The 23,305-nt window shown below is 72.7% G+C and carries 20 protein-coding genes; 11 read left to right on the forward strand and 9 right to left on the reverse strand.

All coding sequences use genetic code 11. The features are described from left to right. Window positions 1-11 precede the first annotated feature (11 nt). The 4 genes from EDD93_RS30025 (at window position 12) to EDD93_RS30040 (ending at window position 6,272) form a co-directional block, all read left to right on the forward strand. On the forward strand, window positions 12-362 hold the full coding sequence (locus EDD93_RS30025) for a MerR family transcriptional regulator (RefSeq protein WP_123528626.1): 351 nt from the start codon (window positions 12-14) through the stop codon (window positions 360-362). Window positions 363-528: 166 nt separating this feature from the next. Then, a complete protein-coding gene (locus EDD93_RS30030) occupies window positions 529-2,664 on the forward strand; it encodes a lectin-like domain-containing protein (protein WP_123528627.1) in 2,136 nt (711 codons plus the stop codon). A 128-nt stretch (window positions 2,665-2,792) separates the two neighbouring features. Beyond that, a complete protein-coding gene (locus EDD93_RS30035) occupies window positions 2,793-5,036 on the forward strand; it encodes a serine/threonine-protein kinase (RefSeq protein ID WP_123528628.1) in 2,244 nt (747 codons plus the stop codon). Window positions 5,037-5,123: 87 nt separating this feature from the next. Next, complete coding sequence (locus tag EDD93_RS30040) at window positions 5,124-6,272, forward strand: PP2C family protein-serine/threonine phosphatase (protein WP_123528629.1); 1,149 nt, start codon at window positions 5,124-5,126, stop codon at window positions 6,270-6,272. 296 nt (window positions 6,273-6,568) lie between these two features. On the opposite strand, the gene EDD93_RS30045 is transcribed toward EDD93_RS30040, so the two are convergent. The 5 genes from EDD93_RS30045 to EDD93_RS30065 form a co-directional block, all read right to left on the reverse strand. Further along, window positions 6,569-7,750, reverse strand: a complete 1,182-nt coding sequence (locus EDD93_RS30045) for a PP2C family protein-serine/threonine phosphatase (RefSeq protein WP_260255994.1) — start codon at window positions 7,748-7,750, stop codon at window positions 6,569-6,571. A gap of 201 nt (window positions 7,751-7,951) precedes the next feature. Then, window positions 7,952-9,010, reverse strand: coding sequence for an enolase C-terminal domain-like protein (locus EDD93_RS30050; RefSeq protein ID WP_123528631.1), 1,059 nt, complete (start codon window positions 9,008-9,010; stop codon window positions 7,952-7,954). After that, window positions 9,007-10,095 (reverse strand): PLP-dependent cysteine synthase family protein, encoded by a 1,089-nt coding sequence (locus EDD93_RS30055; RefSeq protein WP_123528632.1) that lies wholly within the window; start codon window positions 10,093-10,095, stop codon window positions 9,007-9,009. The genes EDD93_RS30050 and EDD93_RS30055 overlap by 4 nt, the downstream gene beginning before the upstream one ends. Then, window positions 10,092-10,955: a Rossmann-like domain-containing protein gene (locus tag EDD93_RS30060; protein WP_123528633.1), complete on the reverse strand. Its 864-nt coding sequence runs from the start codon at window positions 10,953-10,955 to the stop codon at window positions 10,092-10,094. The genes EDD93_RS30055 and EDD93_RS30060 overlap by 4 nt, the downstream gene beginning before the upstream one ends. After that, window positions 10,952-12,208, reverse strand: coding sequence for an ATP-grasp domain-containing protein (locus tag EDD93_RS30065; protein ID WP_185092566.1), 1,257 nt, complete (start codon window positions 12,206-12,208; stop codon window positions 10,952-10,954). The genes EDD93_RS30060 and EDD93_RS30065 overlap by 4 nt, the downstream gene beginning before the upstream one ends. Window positions 12,209-12,420: 212 nt before the next feature. Between EDD93_RS30065 and EDD93_RS30070 the strand changes: the two genes are divergently transcribed. Continuing rightward, window positions 12,421-13,374, forward strand: coding sequence for an NADP-dependent oxidoreductase (locus tag EDD93_RS30070; protein WP_123529434.1), 954 nt, complete (start codon window positions 12,421-12,423; stop codon window positions 13,372-13,374). Window positions 13,375-13,428: 54 nt separating this feature from the next. On the opposite strand, the gene EDD93_RS30075 is transcribed toward EDD93_RS30070, so the two are convergent. From EDD93_RS30075 to EDD93_RS30090, 4 genes are all read right to left on the reverse strand, one after another. Beyond that, on the reverse strand, window positions 13,429-14,061 hold the full coding sequence (locus EDD93_RS30075) for an isochorismatase family protein (protein ID WP_123528634.1): 633 nt from the start codon (window positions 14,059-14,061) through the stop codon (window positions 13,429-13,431). An 81-nt stretch (window positions 14,062-14,142) separates the two neighbouring features. Further along, entirely contained in the window at window positions 14,143-15,768 is a 1,626-nt protein-coding gene (locus EDD93_RS30080; protein ID WP_123528635.1) for a (2,3-dihydroxybenzoyl)adenylate synthase, read from the reverse strand. Beyond that, entirely contained in the window at window positions 15,765-16,970 is a 1,206-nt protein-coding gene (dhbC, locus tag EDD93_RS30085) for an isochorismate synthase DhbC (RefSeq protein WP_123528636.1), read from the reverse strand. Before dhbC ends, EDD93_RS30080 begins: the two co-directional genes overlap by 4 nt. A 55-nt stretch (window positions 16,971-17,025) precedes the next feature. Beyond that, entirely contained in the window at window positions 17,026-17,856 is an 831-nt protein-coding gene (locus tag EDD93_RS30090) for a 2,3-dihydro-2,3-dihydroxybenzoate dehydrogenase (protein ID WP_123528637.1), read from the reverse strand. 465 nt (window positions 17,857-18,321) lie between these two features. Between EDD93_RS30090 and EDD93_RS30095 the strand changes: the two genes are divergently transcribed. From EDD93_RS30095 to EDD93_RS30120, 6 genes are all read left to right on the forward strand, one after another. Then, the gene (locus EDD93_RS30095) at window positions 18,322-18,561 is read left to right on the forward strand and encodes a phosphopantetheine-binding protein (RefSeq protein ID WP_123528638.1); all 240 of its coding nucleotides are present in this window, start codon (window positions 18,322-18,324) and stop codon (window positions 18,559-18,561) included. After that, a complete protein-coding gene (locus EDD93_RS30100) occupies window positions 18,558-19,409 on the forward strand; it encodes a siderophore-interacting protein (protein WP_123528639.1) in 852 nt (283 codons plus the stop codon). The genes EDD93_RS30095 and EDD93_RS30100 overlap by 4 nt, the downstream gene beginning before the upstream one ends. A 103-nt stretch (window positions 19,410-19,512) precedes the next feature. Next, complete coding sequence (locus EDD93_RS30105) at window positions 19,513-20,508, forward strand: ABC transporter substrate-binding protein (protein ID WP_123528640.1); 996 nt, start codon at window positions 19,513-19,515, stop codon at window positions 20,506-20,508. Next, on the forward strand, window positions 20,505-21,530 hold the full coding sequence (locus EDD93_RS30110) for an iron ABC transporter permease (protein WP_123528641.1): 1,026 nt from the start codon (window positions 20,505-20,507) through the stop codon (window positions 21,528-21,530). The genes EDD93_RS30105 and EDD93_RS30110 overlap by 4 nt, the downstream gene beginning before the upstream one ends. Before the next feature lie 50 nt (window positions 21,531-21,580). Then, window positions 21,581-22,522, forward strand: coding sequence for an iron chelate uptake ABC transporter family permease subunit (locus tag EDD93_RS30115; protein ID WP_123529436.1), 942 nt, complete (start codon window positions 21,581-21,583; stop codon window positions 22,520-22,522). Further along, window positions 22,519-23,304, forward strand: a complete 786-nt coding sequence (locus tag EDD93_RS30120; protein ID WP_123528642.1) for an ABC transporter ATP-binding protein — start codon at window positions 22,519-22,521, stop codon at window positions 23,302-23,304. Before EDD93_RS30115 ends, EDD93_RS30120 begins: the two co-directional genes overlap by 4 nt. The last annotated feature ends 1 nt before the right edge of the window (window position 23,305 follow it).

Below are 23,305 nucleotides of genomic sequence, written 5' to 3' on the forward strand. Positions count from 1 at the left end.
AAGGGAGTTGCATGACCACCGCCCTCACCCCGGCGACAGCCGCCGACCGCTCCGGCGTCTCCATCGACACCCTGCGCTACTACGAACGCGAAGGGCTCATCGGCCCGATCCGGCGCTCCAGCGGCGGACGCAGGGAGTACAGCGAGGACGACATCTTCTGGATCGGCCTGGTCACCTGCTTCCGTGACGCCGGCCTCGGCATCGCGGACCTGCGGGGTTTCGTCGCCATCCTGCGCGCCGAGCATCCCGCGCAGGACCGGGTCGCCTTCCTGCGCGGGCACCGTGCCGAGCTGGAGCAGCGGGTGTTAGCGCTGCGCCGGGCCATCGAGGTCCTCGACGGGAAGATCGCCTACTACAGCTGAACGCGCGGAGGGGTCCGGGCCCGGTTCCGGCCCGGACCCTCGCGCAGCTCCCGCCGTCCCGGTGGACGCGGTGCGGAGCGCGTACGTGCAACCAGTTGAGTGGCGGAGCGGAACCCCGGGGTATGTCATATGCCAGAGATCTTACTATTTACGTACTTTGCTCGGTATGAGTCTGAGAGCATTCCGTGCGACGCGCACCGGTACCGGGCGTACTTCGGCGAGACGATGGGCCGCGACAGGGCTCGGTGTGCTCGCCATGGCGGCCGCCGGGCTGGGTCTGCCGGGACAGCCGGCCGCCGCTCAGCCCGTAGGCGTACCGCTGGTCGACGAGACGTTCACCGGAGCCGGTGCGCAGGCGGGGTTCGAGGCGTTCGGCCCCGCGTGCCTGACCGGGGCGCCGCAGTCCCCGGCCACCGGCCCCGGGACGCATCCGCTCGCGGGATGCCCCGCCGGTGCGACCGGTCCGGTGCCACCGGACAACGCGGCACCGAAGGGCTACCTGCGCCTGACCGACGCGTCGAACGACCAGTCGGCGGCGGTGCTCTACAACCACGCGCTGCCTGCCAACCAGGGGCTGGTCACCAGCTTCGACCAGTGGCAGTACGGCGGAACGACCAGCCCTCCCGCCGACGGCATCTCCTTCTTCCTCATCGACGGAGCGGCGTCACTGACCTCGCCGGGAGCCTTCGGCGGCAGCCTCGGATACGCACAGAAGCTCCCCGACGACGACCCGGGCCGGACGTTCCTGCCGGGTGTGGACCGGGGGTACCTCGGGGTCGGTCTGGACGTTCTCGGCAACTACTTCGGGGACTGGGAGCACCGGGGCAACGGCTGCGCCACCCGGTCACCGGCCGGCACCTCCTTCCGCGTCCCCGCACCGGGGCAGAACATGGTGACGCTGCGGGGGCCGGGGGACGGCACGGAGGGCTACTGCTTCCTCGACGCCACCACCAGCAACCACTCGACGACGGGGCCCTGGCCCTCCACCCTGCCGGGGCAGCTGCACGGACCCACGGTCTCGATCCCGCCCGGCTCCACCCCGGAGGAGGCGGAGGCGCTGCTGGAGCCGTCGCGCCGCACCGTGACCGTGGAGATCTCCCCGGCCCCCGATCCGGTGATCATGGTGGCGGTCGATTTCCATGACGGCAACGGCAGCAGGCAGGTGCTGTCGGCTCCGGCGCCCCAGCCCGTGCCGGACACCTACAAGTTCGGGTTCGCCGCGTCGACCGGCCTCTTCACCGACGTCCACCTGCTCCGTAACCTCACCGTTCACCCGGCGGCCGCGCTGCCCCAGCTGAACCTGGTCAAGCAGGTGTCCCAGGAGCCGCCGCTAGCCCTCCCGCTGACCCCGGGCGCAAGGGTCCCGTACGAGTACGTGGCCACCAACAGCGGGAACGTCCCGCTGACCGACGTGAACGTGACCGACGACCGGGTCACGGACATCAGCTGCCCCCGGACCACGCTCGGTGTGGGCGAGACGATGACCTGTACCGGTACGTACACCGTCACCGACGCCGACGGCACGGCCGGTTCCGTCACGAACACCGCCACCGCACAGGGCAAGGACGGTGGGACCCCGGTCGTGTCACCACCCGACGACGTCACCCTGCCTGTTCGCTCCGGTCCCGGCCTGAGGCTGGAGAAGTCGGCCGACGACACCCGCGAGTACCGGGCTGGCGACGAGGTCACCTACACCTACACCGTCACCAACACCGGACCCGAGCAGCTCACCGGCATCGCTGTCACCGACGACCGGGTGAGCGCCGTGACGTGCGGTACGACGACACTTGCCCCGGCGGGCCAGGAGGGTGACAGCACTACCTGCACCGGCACGTACACCGTCACGGACGAGGACGCGGCCCAGGGTTCCGTCACCAACACCGCCACCGCGCGGGGCCGGGCCGGCGAGGCCGAAGTCACCTCGCCGCCCGACAACGTCACCCTCCCGGTCAAGGGCGAGGAACCGTGTCACGGCAAGGGCTGTCACCGGCCGCCCCCGTGCCACGACGGCAAGGGCTGTCACAGGCCGCCCCCCTGCCACGACGGCAGGGGCTGTCACCGGCCGCCCCCGTGCCACGAGGGCAAGGGCTGTCACCGGCCCACCCCCACCCCGACGCACTCCCCAAGCCCCGCGCCGCACCCCGGGCCGGGTCACGACGGCCCCCAGCACGGTGGCGGTCACCTCGCCGACACCGGGGCGGGGACGACGCTGCTGGCCGGAGGTGCCGGGCTGGCCGGTGCCGGTCTGCTGCTGAAGGCCGGGCTGGTGATGCGCTCCCGTCGCACCAGGAACCGGGTGTGAAGCAGCTCTGAGCTCCCCTTTCGTCCCCCCGCTTTGCTCCGACGGGCCACCGTGCGACTAGTTTGTAGCAGCACAGGTACGCGGGCCCGTGGTGGCAGAGGTGCACGGGGGACGGGAGGTCGGGAAGAGTGTCGCTTCGCGGAGGAGATCCAGCCGAGATCGGTGGTTATCCGCTGGAGGCGCGGCTCGGCTCGGGTGGCATGGGCACGGTCTTTCTCGGCCGTACCAGTTCGGGGCGGCCTGTCGCGATCAAGCTGATCCACCAGCAGTACGCCGGGGACGAGGAGTTCCGTATCCGGTTCCGGCAGGAGGTCGCGGCGGCCCGGCGGGTGAGCGGCGCGTTCACGGCCGCCGTGGTCGACGCCGCCCCCGAGGCCGAGCAGCCGTGGATGGCGACGACCTACATCGAGGGCGACACGCTCGCCCAGCACATCGCGAAGAAGGGCCCGCTGGACGGCGCGGAGCTGAGGCGGCTCGCCATCGGGCTGGCGGAGGCGCTGCGCGACATCCACCGGGTGGGCGTCGTGCACCGTGACCTGAAGCCCTCGAACGTCGTGCTCTCGCCCGAGGGGCCGCGCGTCATCGACTTCGGCATCTCGCGCGCCGCGGACCAGCAGACGCTGACGATGACGGGGCGGGTCATCGGGACACCGCCCTTCATGTCGCCGGAACAGCTCCAGGCGCCGCGCGGGGTCGGGCCGCGCTCCGACGTCTTCTCGCTGGGGACGCTGCTGGTGTACTCGGCGACGGGCCACGGGCCCTTCGACGCGGACAGCCCCTACATGACGGCGTATCAGGTGGTGCACGAGGAGCCCTCGCTGGGCGCCGTGCCCACGGCTCTGCGCGCGGTCGTCGAGTCGTGCCTGGGCAAGGAGCCCGAAGGGCGCCCCTCGGCCGACGAACTCCTGGTGCTGCTGCGGGACCTGCCGCCCGACCTCGGCGGGACCGAGGCGGCCGGGGCAGGGACGGGCCGCACCCGCGACATGATCACCCAGCACCACCTCGCGACGCGTGACACCCCAGCGCCGTCCGGCCCGGACGCCGGTCCGGCCGGTCCCGGCACGGGGAGCACGGGCGGACCCGTCGGCCGCCGGCTGCGCCGTCGCTGGCGGCCCGTGCTCGCGGCCGCTGTCGCGGTCGCGGCGATCGGCGGCGGAGCCGCCGCACTGAACGCGGGCGGCCTCGGCACGGACGGCGACGACGACCGGGGCAACACCGTCGCGGCGCCCGGTGCCGCGCTTCCGGCCGGCTTCCGGCCGTGGCGAGAGACCGTGCCCGGCGGCCAGGAGGACATCCCCGACGAACTGCGTTGCGTGGCGCACGGCGACGCGCTGTTCTGCGGGGGCGGCGGCGTCGTCGCGACCCGAATCAGGGCCCTGGACGGTTCGCGCGTGTGGACGGCGAAGAGTCCGGGCGTCCCCGTCCAGGGCATGCACCTGGTGGGCGCCACCGACGACACGGTGCTCGGCTACCGTTTCGCCGCCCAGGACGCCCCGCAGGGCCCGCCCAGCGAAGTGGTGGCCCTCGACGCGGACAGCGGACGCGAGCTGTGGTCCGTTCCCTCGGGCGCCCAGTCCACGGCCGTCACGGGCCGCACCGAGGACGCCGTCGTGGCCGGTTCCGCCGTCGTGACGGTCGACGCCTCCAACTCCCGCTTCGAGGCCAGGGACGCGCACAGCGGTGATCTCACCTGGACGACGCCGTTCCCCGCGGGCAAGCAGTGTGCTCCGGTCACGGTGGGCCCGCGGCTCATGGCGATGTGCGCGGGGAACGCGGAGGTGGATGACCTGGACGTACGCCATCCCACCCTCTACACCGTCGACGATGCCTCGGGGGCGCTGGGCAGGCCCATCGCGGTCAACGGCCCCGTCGTCGCGGCGGGCGTCGCCCACGGCCGGCTCGTACTGCTCAGGCAGCACAAGGAGGGAACGGAGCTGACCGGCTACGACGGCGTCGCAGTGGTCGACCCGGTCTCCCGCAAGGCCACGTACTCCTCACTGGACAGGACGTACGACGGCACGCTCGGCATGGCCGGCGGCACCGTCTACCTGAGCGGGCAGACCGGTCTCGTCACCGCGTTCGATCCCGCCACCGGACGGAAGAAGTGGTCGCGGCAGACGAACGTGGAAGGCGCGTCGGGCCCCGTCGCGGGAGACGACGCGCTGTACTTCAGCTCGGCCACCGGCCGGGTGGTCGCGCTGGCGCCGTCCGACGGCAGGACCCTGTGGTCGACGGACCCGCAGGCCGACGGGCTGACGGGCGAGCAGGGCGCCAGTCCGAGGGTGACCGTCGCGGGGCGGGCCCTGATCGTGGCCGCGGACAAGAACACCCTCTTCGCCTTCGACGCCCGCAATCCGCCGAAGCCGGGCTGACCCCGGCGGCTCACGTGTTCCTCCGCTCGCGCGGGGCCCTGTCCGCCCGCATAGTGGGCAATGGCTCAGCCGCTCCCGGGAGGACACATGGACGACTGGACCCACGGCACCTGGGGCACGCCCGCCGATTCCTCCCGGTCCCGGAACGTCCGACGGCTGATCCGTGCGCTTCCGCTGCTGCTCGTCGTGATGGGGGTCGCGTTCGAGGCCAGCACACCGCACGCGCTCAAGGGGATTCCCTTCTTCGCCGCCGCCCCGCTGATCGCGGCACCACTCTTCACCCGGGCGGTCATCGTCCTATACGGCAGCCTCGGGCTGGTCGCCGTGGCCATGCTCTACGCGATCAAGGGGAGCGCGGGCGGGACCACCGGGGTCTGGGCGCTGGTCACCGAAGTGGCCACCCTGGTCTTCGTCACTCTGATAGCCGTCCTGCTGAACGGGGTCGTCCGCCGGGACCGGGAGCGCCTCGCCTCCGCCCGGGGCGTGGCCGAGGCGGCGCAGCGGGCCGTGCTCCCGACCCCCGGGCAACGGGTGGGCGGGCTGAGACTGGCTGCCCGCTACGAGGCCGCCCAGGAGGACGCGCTCATCGGCGGGGACCTCTACGCGGCCCTCTCCACGCCCCACGGCGTACGGCTCCTCATCGGCGACGTCCGGGGCAAGGGGCTGGGCGCCATCGAGACCGTCTCGGTGATCCTCGGAGCGTTCTGGGAGGCGGCGGACCGTGAGCCGTCCCTCTCCGGGGTGATGGACAGCCTGGAGCGCTCACTGGCACGTGAGGCGGCGCGCCGCACCGGCATCGACGACGCGGAGGGATTCACCACCTGCCTGCTCGTGGAGATCCCGGCCGGCAACGAGGAACTGCGGGTGCTGAACCGGGGCCACCCCGAGCCGCTTCTCCTGCGCGGGGACGGCGAGCCCGTCAGGCTGGCTCCCGGCGCCTTCGCGCTTCCCCTGGGCCTGGCCGACCTCGCCCCGGACCTGCCGGAGGCGGACGTCTACGCGTTCCCGCCGGGGTCCACGCTCCTGCTCTACACGGACGGGCTGTCGGAGGCCCGAGGCGCCGACGACGTGTTCTACGATCCGGCCGGCCGCCTCGGCGGCCGTACCTTCACGTCCCCGGACCACCTGCTCAACGCGGTCGTCGACGACGTACGTCAGTACACGGCCGGCATCCGCTCCGACGACATGGCACTGCTGGCGGTGGGCCGGCCCGCACGACGCTCCTCGCAGGGGTAAAGCGAGCGGGTGACCGTGATCGCGCGCGCGTCCGGGGGTGGCGCGGGCCACCCCCGGTGCACATGGGCGCTCAGGTCTGCGGACGGCTGCCGTGGTTCGCGTTGTTCTTGCGGCGGGCCTTCTTCTTGCGACGTCGCTTCGAGGACATGGAAATCTCCTTGATCTGCCGTTCTGCCCAGTATCCAACGGAATGTTGCCTACTGCGATCGCTGTGCCCCTACCCACAGAAGCGGCGTCAAACATCCCTCGTCGGAGCTCTGCGGAAGCCCTCGGGGCCCGCTCACCGGGCCAGGAAATCAGGGGAGGGGCGGCTGCCACTCGAACATGAGGATCGTCGCGTCGTCCCGCAGTCCCGTGCTGCCGGAGTCCAGGATCGCGTGGATGAGCCGGCGCAGCGTCTCCGGCGCCAGCTCGCCGGCGGCCATGGCCCGCACGACGTAGTCGACGAAGCGCTCCAGCCCGAATTCGGTGCCGTTGCGCATGCGGGACTCCGTGGCCCCGTCGGTGTACAGCAGCACGCGGTCCCCGGGCTCCAGGGAGATGCGGTGCACCTCGCGGGTGAAGGCGCTCAGCGTGGACACCAGGCCCATCGGCGGTTCCGCCTCGCGTTCCATCGCGCCCTCCACCAGGGTCTGCCCCCGGATCAGCAGCGGAGCGGGGTGCCCGCAGTTGATCCACCGCAGCAATCCGCCGGCCAGATCCAGCTGGAGCAGGACGCCGGTACAGAACTGGTCCGGCAGCCACGTCGCCAGTGCCGTGTCGACGCTCTCGACGAGCTGAGGCAGGTCGGCGCCGGTGCGGCGCGCGTTGCGGCACGTGGCGAGGGAGACGGCCGTGGCGAGTCCGGACGCGAGATTGTGGCCCATGGAGTCGAGGATCGCGGCGTGCAGCGTCGTCTCGGTCAGCGCGTGGTCGAAAGCGTCCCCGCCGATCTCGTAGGCCGGCTCCAGCACCGCGGTCGAGACGACCGATGCCGTGCCGATGGTCCGAGGCGGCAGGAACGCCCGCAGCATCTCGGCCGGCAACTGCATGGGTTCGGTACGGGTGCGCCGCACGAAGCTGTCCTTGTACGAGCGCTTCGACGTGATCATCATGGCGAGCAGCGAGGCCAGCGTGCGGGCACGGCGCAGGGTGACCGGATCCAGGGCCGGGGAGTGCACGGCGACGACCCCGAGCCGTTCCGCCCCGTCCAGGAGGGGCAGCCAGGCGATCAGCTCTCCGGCGCCGGAGTCCTCGACCCGCAGGGACTGCGTCCGGTAGGCCCAGCCCGCCAGGGAGCCGTCGATGGGGAGCTGCGAGGTGTTGAGCATCAGCGGGACCAGCAGCCGCTGCTGGATGTCGGAGAGATAGACCACGGAGCGCCGCAGCCCCAGCGCCTCCGAGCAGCGCACCGCGGCCGTGGGCAGGTCGAGCGTCGAGTTGGCCGGATCGGCGAGGAACTCGCCCAGCAGGCCGTCAGCGGCCTCGGAGGACCACACGTCAGCTCCCTTCGCCGCGATCCGGACCGGCCTCGGGCACGCACACCCGGCGGCGCGCGCGATCCGCCGCGTGCACGAGTCTGGTGGGACATCCGGCGGGCCGCACATCCGGCGCCGCTGTTCGGAGCAGCGGGGAGACCGGAACCGGCGCGCCGCGGCCATCGATGACACCCGCTGGCCCACCGGCCGTCCGAACAGCTCTCACGCCACCTGCCCCAGCGCCCCCACCTCCTGAACGCCCAGACCGGGCAGACCGGTTGTGCGCACGATGCCGTCCTCGCCGCCGATGCCGGTCCATGGGTCGCGGGCGAGCAGCAGGTGCCCGTCGAGGTCGGTCCAGCGGGCCCGGCCGGCCAGGTGCACGGCCGGTGCGAGGCCGAGGGTGCTGGCGGTGAGGCAGCCCAGCATCAGCTCCGTGCCGCTGCCCGCGATCGTCTCCGCGATGCGCAGGGCGGCGAGCGCCCCGCCGCACTTGGCGAGCTTGACGTTGACGCCCTGGACGCGTCCGGCCAGGCGGCGTACGTCCTCCAGGCCGACGGCGTCCTCGTCCGCGATGACCGGCAGCGGTGAGCGTTCGGCCAGGTCGCCCAGCGCCCGGGGGTCACCGGGCGCGACGGGCTGTTCGACGGCCTCGACGCCGAGGTCCGCGTACCGGGGCAGCAGCGCCTCGGCCTGCGCCGTGGTCCAGGCCCCGTTGGGGTCCAGCAGGATCCGGGCCAGGGGAGCGATGTCGCGGATGATGCGGACGCGCTCCACGTCGTCCTCCGGGTCGGTGCTGCCCGCCTTGACCTTGATGATCTCGAAGCCGCTCGCCGCGAGCCGGCGGGCCTGCGCCGCGGCGTCCGTGAGGGAGGTGATGCCGATGGTGCGGGCGGTGGCGGCGACCGGGTGGCCGCCGGCGCCGAGCAGGCGGTGGACGGGCCGCTCCGCCCGTTTGCCGACGAGGTCGAGCAGTGCCGCCTCGGCGGCGGCGGTGACAGCCGGGGGAGTGCCGGCCCCGGCCACCTCACCCGCCCACAGCGCCTCCAGGGCGCTCTCGGGGTCGCCGAAGCGGACGAGGCTCCTGCCGACGGCGGCGACGAGGCGTTCCAGCGTCCTGGTGTCGAGCCGGTAGAAGGCGCTGGTGACGGCCTCGCCGTGGCCGGTGACGCCGTCGTGCTCGACGCTCAGCCACACGGCGTCACGGGCGGACATGGTGGCGCGGGAGATGCGCAGCGGCTCGGCCAGTTCGAGCCGCACGGTGCGCAGGCCGGTCTTCACGGGTTCCCTTCCGGGTGGGGTGGTGCCTTCAGCGGGTCATGAACGCGGTCGCAGCGCATCCAGCCGGTGGTCTCGGCCGCGTGGGGGTGGGGGATCCGGACGGGGTGGGTGGCCGCCGCGGCGGGGTCGAGGCCGTGCGCCTCGGTGAAGTCGTCGTCGTAGACCGTGCCGAGGTAGCGGTGCGGGCCGTCGGGGAACACGGTGGCGACGACCGCGCCGGGGCTGACGCGGGCGGCCCAGGCGGCGACGCGGGCGGCGGCCCCCGTGCTCCACCCGCCGCTGACGAAACTGCCGAGGGCCAGCCGGCGGCAGCTGTCCACGGCCTCGGCCGGGCCGACCCAGTGCACCTCGTCGAAGGCGCCGTAGGCGACGTTGCGCGGGTGGATGCTGCTGCCCAGACCGCGCATCACCCTCGGCCGGGCGCGCCGGCCGAAGATGGCGGAGCCGGTCGCGTCCACCCCGATCAGCCGCAGCGCGGGCCAGCGCCGGCGCAGCGGTCCGATGATGCCGGCGCTGTGGCCCCCGGTGCCGACGCTGCACACCAGGACGTCCAGATGGTCGAGGCGGGCGATGAGCTCGGCGGCGAGAGAGGCGTAACCGGCCGTGTTGTCAGGGTTGTTGTACTGGTCCGGCCAGTACGCTCCGGGCAACAGGGCGGTGAGCTCCCGCACCCGGTCCAGTCGGGCCACCTGCCAGCCGCCCAGGGGCGCCGGACGGTCCACAAGCTCCAGTCGCACCCCGTGAGCTCGTAGCAACTGTCTTATCGAAGGCTCCAGTTCAGTGTCGCCGACCAGTACGACGGGATGGCCGAGGGCCTGTCCCGCGAAGGCGAGCCCGATACCGAGCGTGCCGGAGGTGGACTCCACCACGGTCGCGCCGGGCGGCAGTTCGCCGCGCGCCCGCGCTCCCAGCAGCATCGAGACGGCGGCCCGCGCCTTCATGCCGCCCGCCGCGAGCCCTTCGAGCTTGGCCCAGAAACCGGGGTGCGGGCCGGGCAGATCGGTGGTGACGCGCACCAGGGGCGTCCCGCCGAGCAGCGTGAGCAGTTCCGGGCGAGCCGTGGGGCGCACTGCCGTCAGGGTCATCGGCCGTCCCCCGGGCGCGGACCGGCGTAGCGGTACAGGGTGCCGGGGCCGCCGTCGAGCCAGAAGAAGGGGTACGGCTCGGCGCACACCGCGCTCACCCCGTGACCCAGGAAACGGGGCAGGACGGCGCTGCCGCTCTGGGCGAACATCACCAACTGCTTCCCGTTCGCGGCCGCGTGCCGCCGCAGCGGTTCGAAGGTCCCGTTGCCCAGCGTCATCCCGGACACGAGCAGGGCGTCGCAGCGGCCGGCCGCGCCGAGTGCATCGGTGGCAACTGTCTCGCCCCATTCCGTCGAGCCGCCCCCGAGGTCGCAGGGCACGTAGTGCAGCCCGCGTGAACGCAGCGCCTCCAGGAGGGAGTTGACCACGCCCACCACCAGCACGGTCGCTCCCGGCGGCAGGCCGAGCAGCTCGACGACGGCGTTCGCGCGGGCCCGGGACTTCTCCAGCGAGGTCCCGGCGGGCAGCGCCACGGGCCGCGCCCCGGTCGCCGGTGTGTGACCGCCGGCGTGCATCAGGTAGGCGTCCAGCGCGGCCACGCGCACCGGGAGCAGAGGATGCTCCAGCAGCCGGGCCACGTCGGCGCCCACGCAGTCCTCGACCGTACGGTCGGGGAGCGTCCCGGGTTCCACGGCGCACGACCCGACGGCCCCGGCGAGCCGCAGGCTGAGCACCTCGTTGCGGTAGCCGGTCGCCCGCCCGGTGTGCCGGGCGGCCTGCCGTGTGGTGAAGGCGACGGCGATCCGCTGCGAGGCGGGATCCGGTCCCGGCTCGCCGGCGAGGACGCGCGCCACGAGCTCGTCGTAGGACGCGCACGACTCGTACCTCCAGGCCGTCGCGGTGCCGCTCGCGGCGGTCATCGGATCACCAGCGCGGACCGCAGCTCACCGAGCAGGGCCTCGGCACGGTCGCGGGCGCCGAGCCCCCGCGCATCGCCCGTCATGACGTGCCCGAGGTACTCGTTGTTGCTGCCCGCCGCCGTCACCCGCGCACCGGGCTCCGCGAGCCGAAGGTCCAGCACGCCCGGCGCGCCCCGCACCCCGCTGCTGTCCAGCGACGCCAGCGTGCCCGACGCCTCCGGTACGAGGAAGCCGATGGCCGCGCTGCGCAGCCCGGTGCGGGAGCCCCTCACGTCGGGCTCGCGGCCGAGGGACACCGCCACGAAGGACGCCACCAGGTCGATGCCGGTCACCCGGTGGACCAGCTCGGTGATGCGGTTCCCGGCGGGCCTGGGGTTCACCTCGACCACCCGGGGACCGTTGGCGGTCAGCTTGATCTCGGTGTGTGCCACGACGCCGTCGGTGAGGCCGAGGGCTCTGATCGCGGCCACGGCGGTCCGCCCGGCTGCCTCGGTGTCCGGGGCGGGCAGCGCCGCCGGGAACATGTGCCCGGTCTCGATGAACGCGGGCGATCCGCCGATGCTCTTGTCGGTCACCCCCACCACGTGGACGGCGCCCCCGTGCGACACCGTCTCGACGCTCACCTCGGGACCGTCCAGCAGCTCCTCCAGCAGGACGACGGGATCCCTGCGCTGCCCGCGGGCGTTGACCGGGAACGCGGTGAGCGCCTCGACGGCGCGGGCCAGCTGCCCCTCGTCGTCCACGCGGCGCACGTACATCCCCGCGCACAGGTCGACGGGCTTGACGACCAGCGGATAGCCGATCTCCCGGGCGGAGCGCGCGAGGGCGCCCCACTCCTCGTGCACGGCGAAGCGCGGACCTGGCACCCCGGCGCCCGCGAGGACCCTGCGGGTGGCGTCCTTGCGGCAGGCGTCGCGGACCGACTCCGCGGCCGGGCCCGGCAGGCCCAGCCGCCCGGCGATCAGGGCCGCCGTCGGGAGGTAGTAGTCACAGGACGTCAGCACGCCGTCGAAGCACAGCACCTCGTGCAGCCGCTCGGCCAGCGGCAGCAGGGTGCCCGTGTCGTTCGTGTCGGCGGTGACGACGTTACGGGCGCCGAGCAGCGGGTGCGCCGTCCCCTCGGGCGCCGGGCCCAGGTAGTGGTGCAGGTCGCGGGTGAGGAAGGTGAACTCGTGCCCGCCCTGCCCGATGGCCCGTGGCAGCAGCCTGCTCATTGACCCGACCCAGCTCTCGACCATCAGCAGATGAGCCACAACTCCCCTTTTCACGCGTTCGGTTCGGACGGCACGACGGCAGCCCGGACCGCCCTCGGAAGGGACGGCCGGAGACGCTGTGCCACCATATACGGTATCGATAATCATTTTCAGTTACCAGTCGCGTACGTTGGCGGTTGTTCTCAGGGAGGCCCGGGAGACTGCCGTGCACGCGGCAACCGCGACACCCTGAGCCGAGATCGGAGCGCATGATGAAGGCAGTCCGTTTCAGCCGGTTCGGAGGCCCTGAGGTCCTGGAGATTGTGGATCTCCCCGATCCCCGTCCCGGCCCCGGGCAGGTCCGGATCGCTGTGCGAGCGGCCGGAGTCAACGCCAGCGACTGGAAGAAGCGCCAGGGCCTGATGGATCAGGAGCTTCCGCAGACCATGGGCTACGAGGCGGCGGGCATCGTCGACGAACTCGGCGAGGGCGTCACGGACGTGGCCGTGGGCGACCGCGTCTTCGGGTTCTCCGCCGACGGTACGGCGCAGGCCGAACTGGCGGTGCTGGCCTACTGCGCGCCGGTCCCGCCGTCGCTCGACTTCCCCGCTGCCGCCGCACTGCCCGCCGCCGTCGAGACGGCCACGCGTGCGCTCGACCAGCTGGGTGTGGGGGAGGGGGCGGCGCCGGGCGGCACGCTGCTCGTCAACGGCGCGTCCGGGAGCGTCGGCAGCGCCGCGGTACAGCTGGCCGTGGCGCGCGGCGCGCGGGTGATCGGTACCGCCGGTCCCGCCAACCACGCGTACCTGCGCTCGCTGGGGGCTGAGCCCGTGGCCTACGGCGAGGGCCTCGTCGAGCGGGTTCGCGCGCTGGCGCCGGACGGTGTGGACCTCGCGCTCGACGTGGCCGGGAGCGGTGTCCTGCCCGAGCTCGCCGAGCTCGCGGGCGGCCCCGGGCACGTCGTCACCCTCGCCGACTTCGCCGGTGCGCGGGAGCACGGGGTCCGGTTCAGCAGCGGCGACGCCGGACGCGCGCTCCACGCGCTCGGCGGGATCGGTGAGCTGATCGAGTCCGGGCGCTTCGCGCTCCCGGCCGTGCGGACCTTCCCGCTCACCGAGGTCGCGGAGGCGCACCGCGCCGGGGAGGCCGGTCCGGGGCGGGGGAAGCTGGTACTGGTGGTCGGCGCACCGGCGGACGGGGCCGGTGACGCCCCCGCCTCCGGGTGACGCCCGGCCGGGCGGGCCGGAGTGCGGCCGCTCAGGAACTGACCGCGGTTCCGGTCAGCTCCCCCCGAAGACGGCTCGGGTGCTGGTGACGACGGCGCATTTCCCGGCCGCCCAGCGCAGCGCCATCGCATGGTCCCGGGCGGAGAAGTCGGCCACCGCGTCGGCCACCACGAAGGCCTGGATGTCCTGCATCCAGGCGTCGCACGCCGTCATCAGGACCCCGATGTGGGCGTAGACGCCCGTGATGACGATCTGGTCCCGGCCCTGTTCGCGCAGCCGCTCCAGGAGGTCGGTGCGCACGAAGCTGCTGTACTTCCACTTGGTGAGCACCACGTCGTCCCCGTCGGGTGCGATGCCGTCCGCGATGGCGGCGGCGTGCGGGTCGTCGGGCAGGCCCGGCCCCCAGAAGTCCTGTTGCAGGCCGCGCTCGTCGGGGCTCTGCCCGCCGGGCTGCGCGGTGTACAGCACCGGTACGCCGAGCCGCTTCGCCTCCTTCCTCAACTCGGCTACGTGCGAGAGGAGTTCGGGTACCGGTGCGGACCGGCGGTCGTAGGCCGACAGGAAGTAGTTCTGCAGATCGTGGACGAGGAGTACGGCGCGCGCGGGGTCGACACTCCACCCGACCCGGTTGGCGGGCAGCTCGTCGGCGGTCGGCATGGGATACGGGGCGATGGCGGGCAGGGCCATGGTGCTCGGGTTCCGTTCAGGGTTGGGGAAGGGAGGGCCGGGTGCGGGTCCCGCAGGCGAGGGGCTTCTGGCCCCGGCGGGTCAGCCGGCCGGGGCGGCGGCCGCGGCGGTCCGCAGGTCCCGCTTGGAGATCTTCCCGACGCCGGTCTGCGGGAACGTCCCGACGAACTCGACTCTGTCCGGCACCTTGTACGCGGCCAGTCCCCGGTCCCGTACGAACCGTTTGATGTCCACCGGCTTCAGCGGGCCCTCGCCGGGATGCAGGATGACGTAGGCGCAGACGCGCTCGCCCAGGTACGGGTCCGGCTCGGCCACCACGTTGGCGTCGTGCACGGACGGGTGGGCGAGGATGTGGTTCTCGACCTCCTCGGCGGCGACCTTCTCGCCACCCCGGTTGATCTGGTCCTTGGCGCGGCCCTCGACGACGATGTGCCCGCTCGCGGTGACGCGGACGACGTCGCCCGTGCGGTAGAAGCCGTCCTCGGTGAACGAGCGGGCGTTGTGCTCGGGCGCCCGCCAGTAGCCGCGGATCGTGTAGGGCCCGCGTGTCAGCAGGTGGCCCGTTTCGCCCGGGGCGACCTCGCGGTCCTCGTCGTCCACGACCAGGATCTCGTCGTCCGGTGAGATGGGCCGCCCCTGCGTGGTGACGATCGTCTCGACCGGGTCGTCGAGGCGGGTGTAGTTGACCAGGCCCTCGGCCATCCCGAAGACCTGTTGCAGGGTGCAGCCGAGCGCCGGCCGGACCCGCCGTGCCGCCTCCTCGCTGAACTTGGCGCCGCCCACCAGCAGGACGTCCAGACTGCTGAGGTCGTGCGCGGTGGTGGTGGCCGCCCGGGTCCACAGCAGGGCGAGCGGGGGGACCAGGCCGGTGATGGTGACCCTCTCCCGTTCGATCAGCGGGAAGGCGGCCTCGGGGGAGGGGTGGGGGCACAGCACCACGCGCCCGCCGGCGTAGAGCGTGCCGAGCGAACCGGGGGAGGAGAGCGGGAAGTTGTGGGCCGCGGGCAGTGCGCAGAGGTAGACGCTGCTCTCGTCGACCCCGCAGATCTCGTTGGAGCCGCGCAGCGAGTAGATGTAGTCGTCGTGGGTGCGCGGAATCAGCTTCGGGACGCCGGTGCTGCCGCCGGAGAGCTGGAGGAAGGCCAGGTCGTCCGGGCGCGGGGCGCCGTAGCCCACCGGGTTCTGCGCGACGTCGGACAGCGCCTCGAACTCGCCGGGGTCCCCGGCCGCGACGAACACGTGCCGCAGCGTGCCCGCTCCGGCACGGGCCTTCGCCGCCAGCTCGCGGTAGTCGTAGCCGTCGTGTTCGGCCGCGATGACGTACGCGACCGCCTCGGTGAACTCGCAGAAGTACGAGATCTCCGTCTCGCGGTGGGCCGGCAGCGCGAAGACGGGCAGTGCGCCGATCCGGAACAGTGCGAAGACCACCTCGAAGAACTCCGCGATGTTGGGCAGTTGCACCACCACCCGGTCGCCCTTGGCGATGCCGCGGGCGAGGAGGCCCGCGGCCAGCCGGTCGGCGCGCCGGTCCAGGTCCGCGTAGCTCAGGCGCGTCCCCGCGACCGGGTCGACCACCGCGATCCGGTCCGGATGCGCCTCGGCACGCTCCCGGAGCATGGAGCCGAAGGTCTCTCCGCGCCACCAGCCGGCCCGCCGGTACCGTTCGGCGAAATCGGCCGGCCAGGTGGGTGCGTCGTGCGGGCTCACAGCTCGGCCCCCACGGCGCTGAGGAAGGTACGGAACTTGGCCGCCGTCTCGGCGGTCTCGGCCTCCGGCTCGGACGCCGCGACGATACCGGCTCCCGCGTAGAGGCGCAGCGTGCGCTCCTCGGCCTCGGCGCAGCGGATTGTGACGACCCACTCGCCGTCGCCGCCGGCATCGCCCCAGCCCACCACGCCGGTGAAGAAGCCTCGGTCGAACGGCTCCGTCTCCGCGATGACCCGGCGGGCCGTCGCGGTGGGTGTGCCGCACACCGCGGGTGTCGGGTGCAGGGCGCAGGCGAGCGCCAGTGCGGAGGTGCCGGGGGAGGCGAGCATGCCGGTCACCGTGGTCGACAGGTGCCACATGGTGGCGGTGCGGATCAGGGTCGGCCGGGCGGGCACGGTCAGTTCGGTGCAGTGCGGGGCCAGGGCCTGGTGCACGGCGTCCACCACGACCGCGTGTTCGTGCAGGTCCTTCGCGGATTCCAGCAGTGTGGCGGCGCGGCGGACATCCTCCGCGAGGTCACTGCTGCGCGGCGTCGAACCGGCGAGCGGGTTGGCGACGACCTGCTGCCCGTGCCGGGAGACCAGCAGTTCGGGACTGGCGCCGATGAGGGTGCGGTCCGGCCCGGTGGGCAGCGCGAACGTGTATCCGACGGGGTCGCGGCGGGCCAGCCGCTGAAGCATCGCGGGCAGGTCCAGCGTTGCGGGGGAGGTGAGTTCGAGGGTGCGGGCGAGTACCACCTTGCTGAACTCCCCGCGCCACATGCGTTCCACCGCGGCCGCTACACCCGCTCCGTAGACCTCGGGTCCGGGCACCGGGCGTATCCGCCATTCCGCGGCGCCCGACACGCCGACGGGGAGGGCGATCAGCGGATCGGAGGCGAGCGGCGGCGCGATCCGCAGTGCCGCCGGCACGCTCAGGGCGGCCGGTGCCTCGTGGTCGAACGGGATGGCGCCGATGACCACGGGTGCTTCCTGCCCGGCCGCACGGGCCTCGGCCAGGGTGGCGTTCACCCGCTCGTCGAGCGGCCGTCTGCCGTGCGGTACGGGGCGCGCCGCGCCGGATGCCAGCAGGGTGCGGCCGGGGGTGGCGAGGAAACGGTCGCCGGGCCGGTAGCCGTCCAGCAGCGAGGTGGCCGCGCCTACGGCCGGGTGGGCCGGATCGGCCGGGGGTTCGTGCGTGGCGACCTGGGATGCCGTCGGCACAGGGACTCCATTCTCGATGTTCCGTCAGTGGGGGTACCAAGGAGCAGGGCGCGGTTCAGCGCAGGGTCGCGCCGCCGTCGACGTACAGCTCCTGCAGGGTGATGTGGCGGGCGCGGTCCGAGGCGAGGAACGCGACGGCGTCGGCGATGTCCTCGGGGGAGGCGATCCGGCCCAGCGGTATGCCGGTCCGGTAGGCGGCGGGGTCCCCGTCGATGACCCGCTGTTCCGCGCCGGTATCCGTCCACAGGGCGCGTTGCATGGCCGTGTCGGTGGATCCGGGCGCGACGACATTGCAGCGGACGCCGCTGCGGGCGAGTTCGAGGCCGAGACATTTCGTGAACGCGGTGGCCGCCGCCTTCGACGCGGCGTAGGCGGCCATGCCGGTGCGGGGGATCCCGGCGGCATTGGAACCAACGGTGATGACACAGCCGTTGCCCCGGCCGGCCATCAGCGGTGCCAGGGTCTGGGACACGTGGAAGACGCCGTCCGTGTTCACCGCGAAGGTCTGCGCCCAGTCCTCTGCGGAGAGTTCGGCGGCGAGGCCGGTGCGCAGGATCCCGGCGACGTTCACGAGCACTTCCACGGGGCCGAGTTCGCGCTCCACGCGGGCCACCGTGCGCTCCACCGATGGCCGTTCGGTGACATCCATGACGTACGGCTCCAGTCGGCCCGCCGAGCGCCGGCTCCCCGGGCTCTTCGCCTGGAGCCGGTTCCACCGAACGGCCAGGGCGTCGATGCCGCCCTGTGCACGGTCGGTAGCGGCGACCCGGGCGCCGAGTGTGGCGAGCAGCTCGGCGACGGCCGCCCCGATGCCCTGTGCGGCACCGGTCACCAGGACAGTACGGCCGTCGAACTCGCCGTTTCCGCCCGGTATGCGCTCATGCATGAGCAACCTCCTACGGGTTAGTTAGGTAAGGGTAACCTAACTTATTTGACGGATCGATGCGAGGGGGTCGATGTGCTTGAGGGGGTACTCATGTGACGTTCGGTCACCAAAGTGCCGTGCGTCCGGAGGATGGATATCGCCGGGGATCGCGTTCGGGTGCCCCGTGTTCATGGGTTAGGTTAGCCTTGCCTCACCTTGAACGGGAGAGCGGGAATCCCTGCGCGAGGAGCCGTCGAGCGGCAGCGTGCGGGTCTTCGCCGCCGCTGTCGGCGCACGGGGTTCCCGCCACCGCGCGTTCCGGTGAACTCGCCCGTTTATCCGGTCAAGTGGCCTGCCCGGCCGCTGGCTTGTCCCATGACGGCCATGACCACGGGTGTGCGCACGCCGCCCCGTGACGTGGCCCCGTAACCGTTGCCGCCGACGTGCCGACCGCGCCGTCGGCGCCCGTCCAGCAGGAGCCGTCCGATGAACCAGACCCTGTCGCCCGAACGCGTCCGTGCCGATGTCGCGGAGCTGCTCGACTGTGACCCCGCCGCGATCCCGCCCGAGGAGAACCTGGTCGACCTCGGCCTCGACTCGATGCGGATCATGGCCCTGGTGGAGCGCTGGCGGGTCGCCGGGGCGCCCGAGCTGGAGTTCCCCGATCTGGCCGAGAAGCCCGAACTGGCGCACTGGACAGCTCTGCTGACGGGCCGTCCGGCATGAGCGCGGTCGATCACCGGCACCGGCATCTGGACCGGATCGCGGAGGTCAGGAGGGGGCCGCACGCCGAGAAGGTGGGCTACCCGATCGGCATCCGGGCGACCGAGGTGGTGCGCACCGCCATGGTCGGCACCGGTCTGCTGCGGGTGACCCTGGGCGGGGCGGGCGCCGAGGGGTTCGAGGCCCACGCGCCGGACGAACACGTGAAACTGATCTTCCCCGACCCGGACGGCACGCTGCGACTGCCCGAGCGCAACGGGGCGATGCTGCGCTGGCCCAGGCCGGCGCCGGTCTCGCGCGAGTACACCGTGCGCCGCCACGACCCGGCCGCCGGCGAGATCGACATCGACATCGCCCCGCACGCGGGCGGCCTCGCCTCGGACTGGGCGCACGCGGCCCGGCCCGGCGACGTCATGCATCTCGCGGGGCCGCCCGGCGGGCTGATCGTCCCGGACACCTACGACCGGTACCTGCTCGCCGGTGACATCACGGCCCTGCCCGCGATCGCCCGGCGGCTGGAGGAGTTCCCGGGGAGCGCGAAGGGCTGGGCGTTCATCGAAGTCGTCGATGCCACGCAGGAGATCGAGCTGTCGGCGCCCGACGGTTTCGAGGTGCAGTGGCTGCACCGCGGCGAACTGCCGCCGGGGAGCGGCGACGCGCTGGTGCGGGCCGTGACCGCGGTGACCGTACCCGAGGGTGAGCGGGCGTACATGTGGGTCGCGGGCGAGGCTGGACAGATCAAGCCGCTGCGCCGATGGGCCCGCGACGAACTGCGGCTGGCCAGGGCCGACCACGACATCACGGGTTACTGGAAGCGCGGCGTGGCCGACTTCGACGAGGACGTGCACTGACCGGCCGGCCGCGCGGGGGCGGGTGTCGCGCCGGCCGCCGTGGTTGTCCTGCCCGGAGAACATCAACTAAGGTAAGCCTTACCTAAGTAACAAGGAGCATCGCATGTCCATACGCAGATCGTCCGGCCTTGTCGGAGCGCTGTCGCTGGCCCTCGCCCTGACCGCGTGCGGTTCGTCGGACGGCGGGTCGGACGCCTCGGGGGAGACGAAGACCCGGGTGTTCGCCGCGGACAACGGCAAGATCACCATCCCCGCGCACCCGAAGCGGGTCGTCGCCACCGGCTACGCCGTGCCCGCCATGATCGAGGCCGGCGCACCGCTGGTCGGGATCTCGTCCTGGCAGCGCGGTGAGCCGATGATGACCGAGGAGGACCTCGCCACCTACAAGAAGCTCCCCAAGGTGGCGGGTGAGCAGGCGGCCGAGACCAACTACGAGGCGGTGGCCGAGGCCGAGCCCGACCTGATCATCATCGGGGTCCCCGCGCCCGTGCTGGGCGACATCGACATCAAGCGGCTGGAGTCCATCGCCCCCGTCGTGGCGATCGGCCCGACCGTGCCCTCTGCCTGGCGCGAGCTCTCCCGCAAGCAGTCCGACGCCGCGGGCGCGCTCAAGGAGTTCGACGTCGCGAAGAACACCTACGAGGAGAAGGCCGCCGCGCTGGCCGAGAAGTACAAGGGCGTGCTGCCCCGGCTCGAGCTGGGCCACGTGGGCGCGTACGGCGACGCCGCCAAGGGCACCTTCCAGCGCGAGTTCGACGGTTCGTGGGGAACCAACATCGCGGACGACATCGGCGCGAAGTACTACGGCAAGGTCAAGAAGTCCGGTCCGGGCTCCCAGTCGGTCAGCGAGTACCCGTCCATCGAGGAGCTCCCGGCCGCGTTCCGCGAGGCCGACGTCATGACGTACTCGGTCAACGCCGACGGCAGCGTCCCCGAGTCCGTCAAGTACGTCCTGGACTCCAAGCTCTGGAAGAACCTTCCCGCCGTCAAGGCCAAGAAGGCCTTCCCGTTCCGTTACACCGAGGCCGCGACCTACGGGGAAGCGATGAAGACCCTGGACGCGATCGACAAGTCGCTCGCTCCGCTGCTGAACCGGTGACCGTCGCGGGCCGCGCGTTCCGGGCGGCGGCAACCGGGCGGGCCGCGCCACAGATCGCCCTGCTCGCCGGCGGACTGGTCCTGCTGGCGGCGGTCGCCGTGCTCAGCATGGGCCTCGGGGCCCGTCACGTCCCGCCCACCGAAGTCGTGCGGGCACTCCTGGACTTCCGGGGCGCCGACGACGACCACGTCATCGTCCGGGACATCCGGGCGCCGCGCGCGCTGCTGGCCGTCGCCGTGGGCGCCGCGCTCGCGGTGGCCGGCGCGCTGATCCAGACGCTGGCCCGCAACCCGCTGGCCGAGCCCGGCATCCTCGGGGTCACCGCAGGCGCCGGGTTCGCCGTCACCGTCGGCTCGGCGCTCGGACTGGCCACCGGCCAGGCGGGCGAGCTCGGCTTCGCGGTCACCGGCTCCGTACTCGCGACACTGCTGGTCGCCGCCGTCGGACAGAGCTCACCGCTGCGCCTCGTGCTCACCGGCGTCGCCCTGACCGCGGTACTGGGCGGCATCGCCCTGGGCATGCGGCTGATGCTCCCGGACACCTTCGACAGCTACCGGTTCTGGTCCGTCGGATCGCTCGCGGGCCGCGAACAGGCCCCGCTGGCAGTGCCGTTGACCGCCATCGGGGTGTCCCTGCTCGGCGCGCTGCTGCTGAGCCGGGCGCTCAACGCGCTGGCGCTCGGGGAGAGTGTGGCGCACACCCTGGGCGCCGGCGTGGGCCGGGTACGGGCCGCGGCCCTCGTGCTGATCACCGTGCTCAGCGGGGCGGCGACCGCGGTGGCCGGGCCCATCCTCTTCGTCGGGCTGATCGTGCCGCACCTGGTCCGCAGGCCGGCGGGCGGCTCGGTGCCCTGGCTGATCCTCTACACGATGGTGCTGGGCCCGGTTCTCCTGCTGGTCGCCGACGTCTGCGCCCGGGTCCTGCTGCCGACCGGCGAGGTGCCGGTGGCCATCGTCACCGCTTTCCTCGGCGGACCCATGCTGATCTGGGCCGTTCGCCGCCACGGGGCGGGGGCGCTGTGAACGCGCTCGGGCTGAGGACCGAACGCCGCACGGTGGTACTCGTCGCTGTGATGGCGGCCCTGATGCTCGCCCTCGGCCTGCTCGGGCTCTGCTACGGGGCGTCATGGTCTTCCCCGGGCAAGGTGTTCGCGGTGCTCAGCGGGGCGGACCACTCCGTGGTCATCCGGGACTGGCGGCTGCCGCGGGTACTGGCCGGGCTGGTGTTCGGCGCCGCCCTCGGAGTCGCGGGGGCGATCTTCCAGAACCTCACCCGCAACCCGATGGGCAGCCCGGACGTGATCGGCCTCGACGCCGGTGCCTACACCGGCGCGCTGGTCGCCATGACCGTGCTGTCCGGCACATCCGCGCAACTGGCCACCGGCTCGGTGCTCGGCGGACTGCTCGTCGCGGCCGCCATCTACCTGCTCTCGCTGCGCAGCGGCTTCTCCGGGCTGCGGCTGGTGGTCATCGGTATCGCGTTCAACGCCATGGTGACCGCGATCAACTCGTGGATCGTGCTGCGCGCCGAACTGGAGGTGGCGATCGCCGCCGTCGGCTGGAGCGCCGGTTCTCTCAACGGCGTGGGCTGGCCCGACCTGGGGATCCCGTTCACGGTGATCGCCGTGCTGCTGGCCCTGATGGCGGCCTGGTCGCACTCCATGCACCAGGCCTCGCTCGGCGACGCGATCGCCGTGACCACCGGAGTCGGCCTCGGCCGGCTGCGGCTGCTGATGGTGCTGGTGGGCGTCGGCTGCACCGCCACGGTGACCGCCGTGGCCGGCCCGATCGCCTTCATCGCCCTGGCCGCCCCGCAGATCGGCCGCCGGCTCGCGGGCGCTGCCGGCATACCGCTGCTCCCGGCCGCCCTGACCGGGGCGGTCCTGCTCCAGGGCGCCGACCTGATCGCCCAGATGCTGCTGGCGCCCGTCGCGCTGCCCGTCGGCGTGGTGAGCACCGCGATCGGCGGCTGCTATCTGATCTGGCTGCTGACCAAGGAGGTGAGGCGCGCGTGACCGCACGCCTGAAAGCGCGGGAGATCACCCTGCGCTACGGAGAACGCGTCGTGTCCACACGGCTGAGCCTAGACATCCCCGACGGCGCGTTCACCGCCATCGTCGGCCCCAACGCCTGCGGTAAGTCGACCCTGTTGAGCGCGCTGGTGCGGCTGCTGCGCCCCGACTCGGGGCAGGTGGAACTCGACGGCCGCGACGTCGGCGGCTACGCGACCAAGGCCCTGGCCAGAGAGCTCGGCTTCCTGCCGCAGGACCCCCTGGCACCCGACGACATCAAGGTCCGCCGGCTGGTGGGGCGAGGCAGGTTCCCGCACCAGTCGATGCTGGCCCTGTGGTCCGCCGAGGACGAGGCCGCCGTCACCGGGGCGATGGCCGCCGCCGGCGTCGAGGACCTGCACGACCGCCCCGTGCAGGAGCTTTCCGGCGGACAGCGCCAACGGGTCTGGATAGCCATGGTGCTCGCCCAGCAGACGTCCTGCCTGCTGCTCGACGAACCGACGTCGTTCCTCGACATCACCCACCAGTACCAGCTGCTCGGACTGCTCGCCAGGCTGCGCGACGAGGGCCGCACGGTGGTCGCCGTCCTGCACGACATCAACCAGGCCTGCCGGTTCGCCGACCACCTGGTCGCCATGAAGGACGGCCGGGTGGTCGCCGAGGGCGTCCCCGGGGACATCGTGGACGCCGGGCTGATCAAGGACGTGTTCGACCTGCCGAGCGTCATCGTCCCCGACCCCGTGACCGGCACGCCGATGGTCGTACCCACACTTCAAGGAGAGTAAG

Origin of the sequence: Streptomyces sp. 840.1, from assembly GCF_003751445.1 — a bacterium.
Classification (GTDB): Bacteria; Actinomycetota; Actinomycetes; order Streptomycetales; family Streptomycetaceae; genus Streptomyces.